Source organism: Delftia sp. WSY_7, from assembly GCF_043104845.1.
Taxonomy (GTDB): Bacteria; Pseudomonadota; Gammaproteobacteria; order Burkholderiales; family Burkholderiaceae_C; genus Comamonas; species Comamonas tsuruhatensis.
The window spans coordinates 201,178-214,146 of record NZ_JBICLB010000055.1 but is presented as its reverse complement, the minus strand read 5'-3'; the positions used below and the strand labels follow the sequence as shown (position 1 = coordinate 214,146).

At 67.2% G+C, this 12,969-nt stretch carries 14 protein-coding genes; 11 read left to right on the top strand and 3 right to left on the bottom strand.

The window, feature by feature from the left end; genetic code table 11:
* Nucleotides 1-87: 87 nt before the first annotated feature.
* The 7 genes from ACF8ME_RS27735 to ACF8ME_RS27705 are packed head-to-tail and all read left to right on the top strand — an operon-like array spanning nt 88 to nt 3,834.
* Nucleotides 88-231, top strand: coding sequence for a hypothetical protein (locus ACF8ME_RS27735; protein ID WP_013803581.1), 144 nt, complete (start codon nt 88-90; stop codon nt 229-231).
* A 7-nt stretch (nt 232-238) separates the two neighbouring features.
* Nucleotides 239-748 (top strand): hypothetical protein, encoded by a 510-nt coding sequence (locus ACF8ME_RS27730; protein WP_392419112.1) that lies wholly within the window; start codon nt 239-241, stop codon nt 746-748.
* A 6-nt stretch (nt 749-754) separates the two neighbouring features.
* Nucleotides 755-2,797: a replication endonuclease gene (locus ACF8ME_RS27725; RefSeq protein ID WP_392419110.1), complete on the top strand. Its 2,043-nt coding sequence runs from the start codon at nt 755-757 to the stop codon at nt 2,795-2,797.
* A gap of 15 nt (nt 2,798-2,812) precedes the next feature.
* Nucleotides 2,813-3,043 carry a hypothetical protein gene (locus ACF8ME_RS27720; protein ID WP_392419108.1) on the top strand — a complete coding sequence of 77 codons (231 nt, stop codon included), beginning with the start codon at nt 2,813-2,815 and terminating at the stop codon, nt 3,041-3,043.
* A gap of 30 nt (nt 3,044-3,073) precedes the next feature.
* Nucleotides 3,074-3,280, top strand: a complete 207-nt coding sequence (locus ACF8ME_RS27715) for a hypothetical protein (protein ID WP_013803585.1) — start codon at nt 3,074-3,076, stop codon at nt 3,278-3,280.
* A gap of 3 nt (nt 3,281-3,283) precedes the next feature.
* Nucleotides 3,284-3,520 (top strand): hypothetical protein, encoded by a 237-nt coding sequence (locus ACF8ME_RS27710; protein ID WP_392419106.1) that lies wholly within the window; start codon nt 3,284-3,286, stop codon nt 3,518-3,520.
* Nucleotides 3,517-3,834, top strand: coding sequence for an AlpA family transcriptional regulator (locus ACF8ME_RS27705; RefSeq protein WP_013803587.1), 318 nt, complete (start codon nt 3,517-3,519; stop codon nt 3,832-3,834). The genes ACF8ME_RS27710 and ACF8ME_RS27705 overlap by 4 nt, the downstream gene beginning before the upstream one ends.
* Here ACF8ME_RS27705 and ACF8ME_RS27700 read toward each other — a convergent pair.
* Nucleotides 3,791-5,080 carry a tyrosine-type recombinase/integrase gene (locus ACF8ME_RS27700; RefSeq protein ID WP_392419104.1) on the bottom strand — a complete coding sequence of 430 codons (1,290 nt, stop codon included), beginning with the start codon at nt 5,078-5,080 and terminating at the stop codon, nt 3,791-3,793. The two genes, ACF8ME_RS27705 and ACF8ME_RS27700, sit on opposite strands and share 44 nt — an antisense overlap.
* 240 nt (nt 5,081-5,320) lie before the next feature.
* On the opposite strand from ACF8ME_RS27700, the gene mutS reads away from it, so the two are divergent.
* Genes mutS through ACF8ME_RS27685 form a run of 3 tightly spaced genes read left to right on the top strand, consistent with a single transcriptional unit; the run spans nt 5,321 to nt 9,934 of the window.
* Nucleotides 5,321-7,909, top strand: a complete 2,589-nt coding sequence (gene mutS, locus ACF8ME_RS27695; protein ID WP_392419103.1) for a DNA mismatch repair protein MutS — start codon at nt 5,321-5,323, stop codon at nt 7,907-7,909.
* A gap of 55 nt (nt 7,910-7,964) precedes the next feature.
* A complete protein-coding gene (locus tag ACF8ME_RS27690; protein ID WP_392419101.1) occupies nt 7,965-9,041 on the top strand; it encodes a proteasome-type protease in 1,077 nt (358 codons plus the stop codon).
* Nucleotides 9,038-9,934, top strand: a complete 897-nt coding sequence (locus ACF8ME_RS27685; RefSeq protein WP_392419099.1) for an alpha/beta hydrolase — start codon at nt 9,038-9,040, stop codon at nt 9,932-9,934. The genes ACF8ME_RS27690 and ACF8ME_RS27685 overlap by 4 nt, the downstream gene beginning before the upstream one ends.
* Before the next feature lie 149 nt (nt 9,935-10,083).
* Here ACF8ME_RS27685 and ACF8ME_RS27680 read toward each other — a convergent pair whose 3' ends face one another.
* The gene (locus ACF8ME_RS27680) at nt 10,084-10,911 is read right to left on the bottom strand and encodes an undecaprenyl-diphosphate phosphatase (protein WP_034391335.1); all 828 of its coding nucleotides are present in this window, start codon (nt 10,909-10,911) and stop codon (nt 10,084-10,086) included.
* Nucleotides 10,912-11,104: 193 nt separating this feature from the next.
* Here ACF8ME_RS27680 and ACF8ME_RS27675 point away from each other — a divergent pair, with 193 nt between their 5' ends.
* Nucleotides 11,105-11,383: a PsiF family protein gene (locus ACF8ME_RS27675; RefSeq protein WP_047473388.1), complete on the top strand. Its 279-nt coding sequence runs from the start codon at nt 11,105-11,107 to the stop codon at nt 11,381-11,383.
* Between the two features lie 350 nt (nt 11,384-11,733).
* Here ACF8ME_RS27675 and ACF8ME_RS27670 read toward each other — a convergent pair whose 3' ends face one another.
* Entirely contained in the window at nt 11,734-12,963 is a 1,230-nt protein-coding gene (locus tag ACF8ME_RS27670; protein WP_392419097.1) for a PepSY-associated TM helix domain-containing protein, read from the bottom strand.
* Nucleotides 12,964-12,969: the final 6 nt, after the last annotated feature.

Here is a 12,969-nt window from a genome sequence, read left to right as displayed (position 1 = left end):
GCGCCGCCCCCTCTTCCTCCACCTGCTGACAGAGCCCGATTTCCGGGCGCTGCGGCCCTTCTCACGCCTGAAAAACTCAAGGACCTCATGAGCAGCTATGCAATCACCCATGTAGACGCCCAGCGCGTGCGCCGCCACCTGGTGATCGGCGCAGCCAATCGCGCCATGGCCTGGGAGTGCGCCGAACGCCTGTATGGCTCGGCCTGGTTCATGTCCTGCAAGAAGGCCTGAGCCCCCGATGAGCGCTCCTTTGCGCAATGGCCTGGTGATGCTGCCCCAGCAACGCACGCCCATGCCCCCTGCCGATGAGCCGGACCTGTGCCCGCTGTGCGGCCTGGTGCACATGCCAGAGCAGGCTGCAAAGCTGGCGCCCGTGCAAGCCGATGTGCTGCCCAGCGCAGCGCTGCAGCTGCTGCGCATCACCACAGACGCCTGGACCCCGCTGCACCAGCACGATGCCGTGCCCATGCCGGCAGACGTGCGCAAGCAGCTGGCCGCGTTGCGCGAGCAGTACCGCAGGCAATCGGGCGCGGGCTACATCGATGCCGAAAACCAGGAATGGTTCGGGATGCCCGAAGACCTGCGCATGGCCATCCTGCTGCTGGCCAACGTGGGCGGCGACCTGCGTGCGCTGGCCGACCGGGATTGGCGCGAGACACCACCGCCCGAACGCGCGGCCATCAAAACCGTGGCCCGCTCTGTGAAGCGGCACGCCGGGCGCCTGGTGGCGCTCGCCAGCCTCTGGTGATTCGCCATGGCTGTATCTCCCATCCCCCGCAAGCGTGTCACGTCCAGCTTTTCGGCGTGGCTCAACAGCCGCCCGAAGCCGGGGCATGTGCAGTACCACCTGCAGCGCATCGTCGAATCCGCGCCGCGCGAGTGGCAAGGCGCGATCCGCTCCCGCTTCCTGAAATCGGCCCCCCTACCGCCGGCCGGCGTGGCCTTGGACTCTGACGCCTATGCACGCTGGTATCTGGGCCTGCCCAGCGAAAGCGAACAGGCATGGATGGATCTGCAGGAGCTGGCCGACTATGAGGACCGCTACGGCGACGCGCTGCGCCTGAACATGGGCGATGGCGAAATCTGCACCTGGGCGGCCAAGCTGGCCGACGATGTGGAAGAGTTGGAGAACCGCTGCATCGCCATGGGCGGCGGCCTGCCCGAGCGCCTGGCGTTGGTGCGCGGCATCGTCCACCTGATTGGCGTGGATGAGGGCAAGCCGCTGGATGGCGAACCGGCCATCGCCCGCGCCAAGTGCGCGCGCTGGTGGCGCCGGCGCCTGCGCCGCCACATCGCCCGCGTGGTCGAAGCCGGGGCCATCAGCATGGGCCTGGTCCACCTGAACAGCGGCGGCTACGTCAGCCACAGCGGCCTCAAGCGCCGCAAGGGCCAGCTGGCGCGCAATGCAGAGGCCTTGGGCCGCACGCTCTACAAGAACGAGGCCGGGCAGGTCTACAGCCTGGCCGAGCTGGCCGCGCTGAGCACCTCCAACCCCAGCGTGCGCGGCGGCGAGCTGATGACACGCATTCGCGGCGCGGAGGAATATGCCGATGCGCACGGGCATCTGGGCCTGTTCCTCACGCTGACATTGCCCAGCAAATACCACGCCATGCGACTGATGGGCAGCGGCGCGAACCACTGGGCCGCGCGCAACCCCAAGCACAACGGCGCGACGCCGCGCGAAGGCCAGCAATGGATGCTCGCGCAGTGGAAGCGCGTGCTGGCCAAGCTGGACCGCCAGCAAGTCAAACGCTACGGCCTGCGCGTGGTCGAGCCGCACCATGACGGCACACCGCACTGGCACATGCTGGTCTGGGTCGAAGGCGAAGCCCAGGCGCGCACCCTGGTGGACACCATCCGCAAATACTGGCTCAGCGAAGATGGCAACGAACGCGGCGCCAAAGAAAACCGCGTAGATGTCAAGCGCATGAACGCCGGGGGCGCAGCCGGCTACGTGGCGAAGTACATCGCAAAGAACGTGGGCCACCACGCACTGGCCGAGCACCTGGATGTGGTGCAGGGCCAGGAAATCCAGATGGCTCTGGGGCTGGACAGCCCCAACCAGCCAGCCAGCCCCGAAGCCATGGAGTCCAATGGCCTGGCCGCCCAGCGCCGCGTGGACGCCTGGGCAGCGACGTGGAACATCCGCCAGTTCCAGGCCTTCGGCATGCCCAGCGTGACGGTCTGGCGCGAACTGCGCCGCGTCAGCAAAGACCAGCCCGAGCAGATCGAACTGTTCGACCGTGAGGCCAAGCGCAACATCCAGCGCGCCTATCAGGCCTGCCACCGCCACGGCGACCTCCGCGCGGACTGGCGCGCCTTCATGGAATCCATGGGCGGCCACGGCTGCAAGCGCCAGGACTGGCTGCTGTGCCCCGCCCGCCGCGCGCCCAAGGATGGCGCCACCAACATGTATGGCGACCCCATCACGGCGGGCCCCGTGCGCGGCGTGCAAGTGCAGCGTGGCCGCGCGCGCGGCCACTGGCTTGTAAGCCGCCGCATTGCCTGGGCGCACTGCACCGATGCAACGCCAGCAGTCCACGCTGCAGGCGGGGCTGCTGACGCCGATGGAGTCATCCAAAGCGTGGGCCAAGAGGCGCAGACACGGCGCCCTTTGGGCGCCGCTTGGACTGGTTTCAATAACTTCACGGCCCGGCTTCAAAGCCAGAGCGTCCGTGACCTTTTTGGCCGTGGACGCCATGAGGCCGAGGACTGGAACAGCCCCTCGAGCCCGGATTCAGTGCTCTACAGGCCAGCTACCGCCACCGCATCCCCCGCTTCTTCTCGTTGTTCCTGAAAAGGAGGTCTACCCGTGTCCGCATCCATCCCCCACGCCCGCCGAACGGACCCCACCGTGCACTGCTGGGCCCGGCCGCTGCACGGCGGCTACGTCAACGCCGTAGGCACGACGCCCGAGCACCTGGCACGCGTGTTCGCCGCCGAGCGCGAGCGCCTTGCCGCCCTGGCCAAACCGCGCCGCCGGCGCGCTGCGCGCCCAGCACCACCAATCGCCCACCCCGCCCAGCTGTCGCTGGTCGCCTGATCACCACCACCGCCACTACCGAGGACCGCCATGCATCTGCACAACATCACCACCGCGCACAGCTACCGCGCAATCCTGATCCCCGAAGACGCCTGCCCCGAAGAACTGGAGCAGTTGGCCGACGCCAAGCTGCTGCCCGTGCTGCAGCTGAAAGCTGCCAGTGCATCCCACGCCACCACCAGCGCCTGCGCCGCCAGCGGCCGGCCCGTGTTGCGCGTCGAGCGCGTGGAGACCTGAACCATGGCACAGCCACTGCCCGAACTGACTCTGAGCGAGGTGATGGAGCGCATCAAGGCCGTGCGCCAGCGCCTGACCCGCGAACTGGAGAACACGCCAGTGCGCGAGTGGGGAGCGCAACCCGTCCGCGAACTGCGCAACCACGAACAGGAATTGCTCACTGCGCTGATGGTGCTGCGAGACCTGGCCAGCGACCAAGGCGCATTTAAAGCCACGCCAAAGACAGGAAACCCGAAGTGACCCGAAACGAATCCAATCAGATGATCCTCAACTACCCACCCGCTGGCCTGAGCCGCGAACTGGCCGCCGAGTACGTGTCGCTTGGCCTCACCACCTTTGAAGACTGCGTGCAAAAAGGCATCGCGCCGAAGCCACGCCAGATTCCAGGCCGGCGCCGAGTTGTTTGGCTGCGCTCGGATCTGGACGCCTGGCTGCAGGGGCTGCCCATCTCCACGCAGCTGCCGCCAGAGAACTGCGGAATCAAGCGCAGCCGCCTGACCAAGGCCCAGGTCATCGCGCAGCAAGTTGCTCCCAGTGTTCCGAAAGCTTTGTGAGCCAGGTACGCCGCTCCGCATCGTAGGAGTGCCGGTTGTAGGTGCCCACGATGCCGGCGGGCAAGTGGCCGAGCACTGCCTCGGCCACGCCATCCTGGCAGCCCAGGGCGGCCAGTTGCGTGCGCACCGTGCGCCGCAAATCGTGGGGCGCCCAGGGGTCCATATCCAGAACCCGCTCGGGCGAGTAGTTGTAGCGCTTGACCACATCGGGCCGGCTGGTCCAGACCGCCACGCCGATCAGCTTCTGCTCCACATGCATCAACTTGGAGCCAGGCCGGGACGGAAATAGATACCCGGCCCCATAGGCACTGCGCCGACGCCTGACAACTTCCAGAGCTCGGCCCACCAGCGGCACGCGCAGGTCGGTCAAATTCTCATTGCGCGCCATCTTTTGCTTTTCGCGCGGCACGGTCCACCACCACCCATCGGCCTCCTGCCCCACCTCATCGCCCGTCATGGCGATGATTTCGGCGCCACGGGCGCCCGTCCACAGATACAGCGTCAGCAGGTCCGCCACCATGGCCGAGAACCTGGGCAGATGGGCGATCAGCTGCGCGACCTCACGGCCCTGCAGCGTTCTGAGCTTCACGCCCTGGTGCTTGCCGTCCACGATCTTCCCCCGGCTGCGCAGTTTGCCGCGCAGCACCTGGCGCCACCAGTTCGGCGTCTCTTCGGGCACCCTGCCCGCGTCAAGCGCATAGTCCCAGGCCGCCCCAAGCTCTGAGCGCAGGCTGTTGGCCAGCACGGGCGTCTTGACGGCCACGCCTTCCAGCAGCGAGAACGCCATGCTGCGCCCAACGTCTGCCGGCTCCAGAGCGTGAATCTTGGTGGTGTAGTTGATCAACAGGCGCCGCGCTTCGGCGCTGCCCTTGGGCTTGCGGTGCCGCTCCACATGCCCCTGCAGGTAGTCCTCAATAAGCTGCCGCACGGTATAGATGCCGTCGCGGCCCAGCACGTCGGACCGGGCTTGAGCGACAGCGGCTGCACGCCGCTTCTCCCTGGCCAAGTCCTCACCTGCATCTCGCCTTCGCTTGAGCTGCTCCCACACAGCGAGCGCGCTGGGGTAGCTCATCTCGGGCCATTGGCCCATGGCAATCTGGCGCATGCCGCCGTCCACGGGGCTCTTGTACCGATATGTCCATGTGCGCCGCGTGGCAGTGGCCACCAGGCGAAGGCCCGGGGCGTGATCGACAATAATGTGCTCCCCCGGCTCCAGCGACTTGGCCCGGCGTGCGTTGAAACTCATGGCGCCTCCGTATGCGGCGCAGGTTTCCAAATCGGCCCCAACCTGTTCGGCGTAACTTCTTCAAAAGGACGCCGAAAAACCTACGCCAAGGTGCGCAGTGTAGATGGGTTTGAGCGGGACATAGTTGGACTGTATATAAAAACAGTCAACAAACCTAAGTGATTGATTTCAAAAGTAATGAGCGAAGATATTGAAGTGAATCAGGCACTTAGCGAAATACCTTTGGCGCAACATACGCCAATGATGCAGCAGTACCTGGGCATCAAGATCAACTACCCCGACACGCTGGTTTTCTACCGCATGGGGGATTTCTACGAGCTGTTCTTCGGGGATGCGGAGAAGGTGGCGCGGCTGCTGGATATCACGCTGACCACGCGCGGGCAGACGGCGGGGCAGCCGATTCCTATGGCTGGCGTGCCCTTCCATGCGCTGGAGAACTACCTGGGCCGGCTGATCAAGCTGGGCGAGTCGGTGGCGATCTGCGAGCAGGTGGGCGAAGTGGGCGCAGCCAAGGGCCCGGTGGAGCGCAAGGTGGTGCGCGTTGTGACGCCGGGCACGCTGACCGACAGTGAGCTGCTGTCGGACAAGAGCGAGGCGATCTTGCTGTCCCTGCACACGGCCGGGCGCCAGCGCTGCGGCCTGGCCTGGATGGCGGTGACGCAGGGGCGCATTCATCTGGCCGAATGCTCCCACGACGAACTGGGCGCCTGGATTTCGCGCATTGCGCCCAGCGAGCTGATCTACAGCGCAGGCGTGACCGAGCGTTTCGAGCAGAGCCTGTTCGCGCTGCGCCATGGCAGCTCCATTGCCTGCCCGCTGTCGCCGCGGCCCGACTGGCAGTTTGACGGCGGCCTGGGCGAGCGCAAGCTGCTGGAGCTGCTGGGCGCGGCCAGCCTCAAGGCCTGGGAGGCCGAGGACCTGCCGCTGGCCCATGGCGCCAGCGCCGCCCTGCTGTCGTATGCGGAGCACACGCAGGGCCGCAGCCTGTCGCACATCCACGCTCTGCAGGTGCAGCGCGACGATGAGCTGATTGCGCTGCCGCTGGCCACGCGCCGCAACCTGGAGCTGGTCAAGACGCTGCGCGGCGAGGATTCGCCCACATTGTTCTCTCTGCTGGACACCTGCATGACGGGCATGGGCAGCCGCCTGCTCAAGGCCTGGCTGCTGGAGCCGCGCCGCGACCGCACGCAGGCCATGGCGCGTCTGGAGGCCACGCGGGCGCTGCAGGGCGCCAGCGCAGGCGGCATGGCCGCGCCCTGGCAGCAGTTGCGCGAGCAGCTCAAGGGCGTGAGCGATGTGGAGCGCATCACGGCGCGCACCGCGCTGCGCCAGGTGCGCCCGCGCGAGCTGGTGGGACTGGGCCGTACGCTGCAAAAGGCGGCCTTGCTGGCCCAGGCCGGGCAGACGCCCTCGGCCCACCTGACCCAGCTGTTTGCCGACCTGCAGCCGCCCGAGGACTGCGCCGAGCTGCTGGTGCGCGCCATCATGGAAGAGCCGGCCGCCCTGGTGCGCGACGGCGGCGTGTTTGCCACAGGCTACGACGCCGAGCTGGACGAGCTGCGCGCCATCCAGAACAACTGCGATGACTTCCTGCTGGAGCTGGAGGCCAAGGAAAAGCTGCTGACCGGCATTCCCAACCTGCGCGTGCAGTTCAACAAGGTGCACGGCTTCTATATAGAGATCACCAACAGCTACAAGGACGCGGTGCCCGAGCGCTACCGCCGCCGCCAGACGCTGAAGAACGCCGAGCGCTACATCACGCCCGAGCTCAAGGCCTTCGAGGACAAGGCCCTGTCCGCGCAGGAGCGTGCGCTGCAGCGCGAGAAATTCCTCTACGAGCAGCTGCTGGACCAGTTGCAGCCCCATGTGCCCGCGCTCACGCGTGTGGCCGGCGCCATTGCGGCCATCGACGTGCTGTGCACGCTGGCCGAGCGCTCGCTGACGCTGAACTGGTGCGCGCCCGAGTTCGTGAACCATCCCTGCATCGAGATCGAGGCCGGCCGCCACCCCGTGGTGGAGGCCCGCATGGCCGAGACCTCCAGCGGCAGCTTCATCGCCAACCACACGCGCATGAACGCCAACACACGCATGCAGATCATCACCGGCCCCAACATGGGCGGCAAGTCGACCTATATGCGCCAGGTGGCGCTGATCGTGCTGCTGGCCAGCATGGGCTCGCATGTGCCGGCGTCCAGCTGCCGGCTGGGGCCCATCGACGCCATCCACACGCGCATCGGCGCGGCCGACGACCTGGCCAATGCCCAGTCCACCTTCATGATGGAGATGACCGAGGCCGCGCAGATCCTGCATTCGGCCACGCCGCACAGCCTGGTGCTGATGGACGAGATCGGCCGGGGCACCAGCACCTTCGACGGCCTGGCGCTGGCCAGCGGCATCGCCACCCAGCTGCACGACAGGACGCGCGCCTTCACGCTGTTTGCCACGCACTACTTCGAGCTGACCGAGCTGCCGGCCAAGGCACGCGCGGCCGTGAACATGCATGTGAGTGCGGCGGAGTCGGGCCAGGACATCGTCTTCCTGCACGAGATCCAGCCCGGCCCGGCCAGCCGCAGCTACGGTATCCAGGTGGCCAAGCTGGCCGGCATGCCGGCCGGCGTGCTGCACCACGCGCGCCATGCGCTGGAGGCACTGGAGGCCCATGCCGACGAGGGCCGCCTGCAGGTGGACCTGTTCGATGCGCCCGACATGCCCGAGCCCGAAAGCCGCCACGACCCGCTGGCCCAGGCCCTGGCCGCCATCAATCCCGACGCACTGAGCCCGCGCGAAGCGCTGGAAGCCCTTTACCAGCTCAAGAAGATCGCCGCCTGAACGCGGTCAATCGCCTCCCACTAAACTTGTCGATCCCGCAGTTTCGGATGTTCCCATGACTTATTGCGTTGCCATCAAGCTCAACGCCGGCCTGGTTTTCCTGGCCGACTCGCGCACCAATGCCGGCCTGGACCAGATCAGCTCGTTCCGCAAGCTCATGGTCTACGAGAACCCCGGCGACCGCTTCATGGTGCTGCTGTCGGCCGGCAACCTGTCCATCACCCAATCGGTGCGCGAGCTGCTGGAGAGCCAGCAGCTGCGCGACGAGGCCACGGGCGACATGCTGACCATCTGGAACGTGCGCAGCATGTTCGATGCGGCCCGCGTGCTGGGCGCGGCCGTGCGCCATGTATACGAGCGCGACGGCGTGGCGCTGTCCCGGTCGGGCGTGGATTTCAATATCTCGCTGGTGCTGGGCGGCCAGATCCAGGGCGAGACCATGCGGCTGTTCCAGGTGTATTCGGCCGGCAACTTCATCGAGGCCACGAGCGAGACGCCCTACTTCCAGATCGGCGAGTCCAAGTACGGCAAGCCCGTGCTGGACCGCGTGATCACGCCGCGCACGCCGCTGGACGAGGCCGCCAAGTGCGCCCTGGTGTCCATGGACAGCACGCTCAAGTCCAACCTGTCGGTGGGCCTGCCGCTGGACCTGATCGTGTACGAGAAGGACCGCTTCGCCTCCGACAAGATCGTCAGCATCGACGAGAGCAATCCGTATTTCCGCATGCTGCACGACAGCTGGGGCGAGCGCCTGCGCCATGTCTTCGACAGCATCGAGGACCCGGCCTGGGACGGCGGCGCCTCCGAGGTGCCCATCCGCGTGCACAGCCGCCAGGCCCAGCCGCTGACCAAGGTCAACGCGCCGGCAGGCGCCCTGCGCTCGTCGGCGCGCAGCATGGGCCGGCTGCCGCCTGCGGCGCTGCGCCAGCCCTATCACAGCGGCACGGGCGCGGGCCTGGGCACCTCCACGGCAGACGGTCTTGCGACCTCCCCCATGACGACCATGACACCCATGACGCCCCAGCAGCCGGGCCCGGCATCGCCCGTGCGGCCCGATGCAGGCCAGCCCTCGGGCCACCAGCAAGGCGTGCCCGATGGCGCCGCACAGGCCGGCCAGGAGCCTCGGCCGTGAACGCGGCCCGGTCCGCACAGCGGGCCGAGAGCGATGCGGCGGTTGCCGGCACGGGTACGGGCGCGGGCACTGCATCGGCACCGCTGCCCGTGGTGTTCTCGCATGCCAACAGTTTTCCGCTGCCCACCTACCGGCTGCTGCTCTCGCTGCTGGCCGAGCGCGGCATCGCGGCGCAGGGCGTGGAGCGCTTCGGCCATGACCCGCGCTTTCCCGTCACCAACAACTGGCCGCACCTGGTCGAGCAACTGGCCGAGTTCACGCGCGCCGAGGTCGAGCGCGTGGGCGGTCCGGTCTTCCTGGTCGGGCATTCGCTGGGCGGTTTCCTGAGCGTGATGACGGCCGCGCGCCATCCCGAGCTGGCGCGCGGCGTGCTGCTGATCGACTCGCCATTGCTCAGCGGCTGGCGTGCCAATGCGGTAGGGGTGGCCAAGCGCACGCAGCTGGTGGGCTCGGTCTCGCCAGGCAAGATCAGCGCGCGCCGCCGCAATGCCTGGGACAGCGATGACGAGGCGCTGGCCTATTTCCGCGCCAAGAAGGTGTTTGCGCAATGGCATCCGCAGGTACTCCAGGACTATGTGCAGGGCGGCCTGGCCGACCTGGACGGCCGGCGCACGCTGCACTTCACGCGCGAGGTGGAGACCGCCATCTACAACACCTTGCCGCACAACCTGGCCTCGCTGCTGCACCACCATCCGCTGCGCTGCCCGGCGGCCTTCATCGGCGGGCGTGCCTCGGTGGAGATGCGCCAGGTGGGCATGGACCTGACGCGCCGCATCACGCGCGGGCGCGTGATGATGCTGGACGGCAGCCACCTGTTCCCCATGGAGCGGCCCCACGCCACGGCCGCCGCCATCGAGGCCTCGCTGCTGAACCTGCTGGGCTCCGAGGCCTGAACCGGACCTTCAGGCACAAAAAAGACCCCCACGCTCCCCTTGCTGCGCAAGGTCCGCTGCCCCCGGGGGGGCCGCTTTTTGTCTTGGGGCGGCCCGGCGACAAAAAAAGCCACCCTTGGGGTGGCTTTTTGCATGGGCGGCGCAGGCTGTCAGGCCTCGCTCCAGGACACGACCCCGGTGAAGGCCGTCACCAGCACGATGATGCCGAAGGCGATGCGGTACCAGGCAAACGGCACGAAGCTGTTGGTGGAGATGTAGCGCAGCAGCCAGCGCACGCACAGCCAGGCGCTGATGAAGGAAAACACCAGGCCCACGGCGAACATCGGGATGTCGGCCACCGACAGCAGGGCGCGCTCCTTGTAGAGGCTGTAGACGCCGGCGCCGATCAGCGTGGGAATGGCCAGGAAGAACGAAAAGTCGGTGGCCGCCTTGCGCGACAGGCCCATGAGCATGCCGCCGATGATGGTGGCACCGCTGCGGCTGGTGCCGGGAATCATGGCCAGGCACTGCACCAGGCCGACCTTGAGGGCATCGAGCGGCGTCATCTCGTCCACGGTCTGCACGCGCATGGCCGATGCCGGCCGGCGCTCGGCCCACAGGATGACGAAGCCGCCCAGGATGAAGGTGGTGGCCACCACGGTGGGCGTGAACAGGTGCGCCTTGATGAACTTGCCGAAGATCAGCGCCAGCACCACGGCCGGCAGGAAGCCGATGATGACGTTCAGCGTGAGCCTTTGCGCCTGGCGGCTGGTGGGCAGGTCGACCACGGTGGAGCGGATCTTTTGCCAGTACACCAGCACCACGGCGAAGATGGCGCCGGTCTGGATGGCGATGTCGAAGACCTTGGCCTTGGCATCGTCGAAGCCCAGCAGCGAACCGGCCAGGATGAGGTGGCCGGTGGAGGAGATGGGAAGGAACTCCGTCAGCCCTTCCACGATGCCCATGATGGCGGCCTTGACCAGCAAAAGAATGTCCACGGCAAGCGTCCTGTCGCAATGCAAAAGTGCGCCATTATCTGCGCTGGCCGTGGCCTGCCGGTGTCCGCCTGCCCGCCTGTCAGCGGCAATCGCAAACTTTTACAACGCCGGGCCCGCAACGTTGCTGCGCGCCCGGCACTGTGCTGCAATGTGGGTGCGCTGGACTTCAGCGCGCCTTCAAAACCATTCCATCATGAAAAAAATCGTTGTTCTGGCAGTTGTCTCCCTGGCCTGCAGCATGGGCATGGCCGCAGGGGACAAGGCTCCCACGGCCCAGCAAAAGCTGATGGGCACCTGCAACACCGAAGCCACCGGCAAGAAAGGCGATGAACGCAAGGAGTTCATGAAGTCCTGCCTGTCCGACGGCAAGAAGCGCCAGCAGGAACGCATGAAGACCTGCAATGCCGACGCCACCGGCAAGAAGGGCGACGAGCGCAAGGCGTTCATGAGTGAATGCTTGAAGAAGGACTGACCCCCTGAGGCGCTGCGCGCCTTCCCCCTCTCGCTGCGCGGGGGGGACGACACCCTCGCTGCGGGGCGGCCCTTGCTCGGTGTCCCTCGCTTTGGGCCGCGCCAGATTTGGAGGCTGCGCCCTATTTCTGCAGCAAGCCTTCATTGAAGCCACCGTTTTCGGTGGCTTTGCTGTTTAGGCGGATAGTTTTCTGATTTGGCTATCAATGGGGCCGTGCACTACCGACAGCCGTTCAAACTCGCAGGGCTCAAGCGCGGGCAGCCGAGCAAGGGCCTACGCCGGCCGCGCCGCCCCGCAGTGAGGGCTGCGTCCCCCTCCGCGAAGCGGGAAGGGGGAAGCGGCGCAGCCGCTCAGGGGGTCATCTTCCTGGCTCTGCGTTTGCGCCACCAGATGATGACGCCGGTGATCGACAGGACGGCGACGAGCACGCCGACGAAGGACATGAGCACGCGGCCGGGGGTGCCGAGGATGCGGCCGCTGTGCAGGGGCAGCTGCAGCTGGACGAAGACGTCGGCAGCCGTGCCGTGCCAGGGGCGGTAGGTGCCCAGGACTTCGCCGTTGTCCGAGCTGACGTAGATGTTGGACAGGCCCATGCCCATGGCGCCGGTTTCGTCGTGCGGGTCGAAGAAGGAGATGTTGTAGAACGGGAAGTCCCCGCCCCACCAGATGCCGCCTGCGGGCTGGGCGAAGCCCAGGCGCTTGGCCTCGCTCTGGGCGATGGCGATGGCCTGGGCGAACGAGACCTTGGGCACGAGGAGCGTGCCCTGAGGCGCAGGCTTGAGGGTTTCGTAGGGGCCGGGCGTGGTGGTGGAGACGGTGCTCATCACCGGGTAGAAGACTTCGCGGTACAGGTTCAGCGAGAACGAGGTGAAGGCCACGATGACGATGACGGCCCAGACCCACAGGCCGCCCGCGCGGTGCAGGTCGAAATTGAGCTTGTAGGCGCCGCCGCCCCAGCGCACGCGCCATGAGGGCAGCCAGCGCCGCCACCACGATCCCATGGCCGCCGTCAGGCGCGGGGCGCTTTTCCTGAGCTTGACGGGAAAGGTCAGCAGCAGCGCGACAAAGCTGTCGGCCCCCCACAGCAGGGCCAGGCTGCCCATGAACCAGTAGCCCCAGCGGTCCGTGCCCCAAAAGCGCGGGGCCAGCAGGCTTTCGTGCAGGTGGCGCAGCCAGGGCATGAGGTTGCGCTGGCTGAGCGCAAAGCTGCGCCCGTTGCGCTGGCCCGTGATGTGGCCGCTGACCGGGTCGACGAAGACCGTGTCATATCCCAGCGCAGGCGCCTGGCCCGTGGCCGGGTCGGGCCGGGGGCGCACCATGAACATGGCGGCTTCGCCCTCGACCAGGCCCAGGGTCATGTAGCTGATCTCGGCGCGCGGCTCGCTGGCCTGCACGGCGGCGGCCAGCTCCAGCGGGGTCTTCAGCGGGCCGCGTGCCGGGGTCTCCAGCATGTCGGCGTTGAGCCATTCGTCGATTTCATGGTCCCAGGACAGCACGGCCCCCGTGAGGCCGGCCATGGTGAGGAAGCCGGCCAGCAGCAGGCCGATCCAGCGGTGCACCACCGTCCACAACGCGCGCATGCTTCA

Bases quoted from the DNA above. Each gene is read 5' to 3' on its own strand.
- ACF8ME_RS27735 (WP_013803581.1), top strand. From the start codon at position 88: ATGAGCAGCTATGCAATCACCCATGTAGACGCCCAGCGCGTGCGCCGC.
- ACF8ME_RS27730 (WP_392419112.1), top strand. From the start codon at position 239: ATGAGCGCTCCTTTGCGCAATGGCCTGGTGATGCTGCCCCAGCAACGC.
- ACF8ME_RS27725 (WP_392419110.1), top strand. From the start codon at position 755: ATGGCTGTATCTCCCATCCCCCGCAAGCGTGTCACGTCCAGCTTTTCG.
- ACF8ME_RS27715 (WP_013803585.1), top strand. From the start codon at position 3,074: ATGCATCTGCACAACATCACCACCGCGCACAGCTACCGCGCAATCCTG.
- ACF8ME_RS27710 (WP_392419106.1), top strand. From the start codon at position 3,284: ATGGCACAGCCACTGCCCGAACTGACTCTGAGCGAGGTGATGGAGCGC.
- ACF8ME_RS27700 (WP_392419104.1), bottom strand. From the start codon at position 5,080: ATGAGTTTCAACGCACGCCGGGCCAAGTCGCTGGAGCCGGGGGAGCAC.
- mutS (WP_392419103.1), top strand. From the start codon at position 5,321: ATGATGCAGCAGTACCTGGGCATCAAGATCAACTACCCCGACACGCTG.
- ACF8ME_RS27690 (WP_392419101.1), top strand. From the start codon at position 7,965: ATGACTTATTGCGTTGCCATCAAGCTCAACGCCGGCCTGGTTTTCCTG.
- ACF8ME_RS27675 (WP_047473388.1), top strand. From the start codon at position 11,105: ATGAAAAAAATCGTTGTTCTGGCAGTTGTCTCCCTGGCCTGCAGCATG.
- ACF8ME_RS27670 (WP_392419097.1), bottom strand. From the start codon at position 12,963: ATGCGCGCGTTGTGGACGGTGGTGCACCGCTGGATCGGCCTGCTGCTG.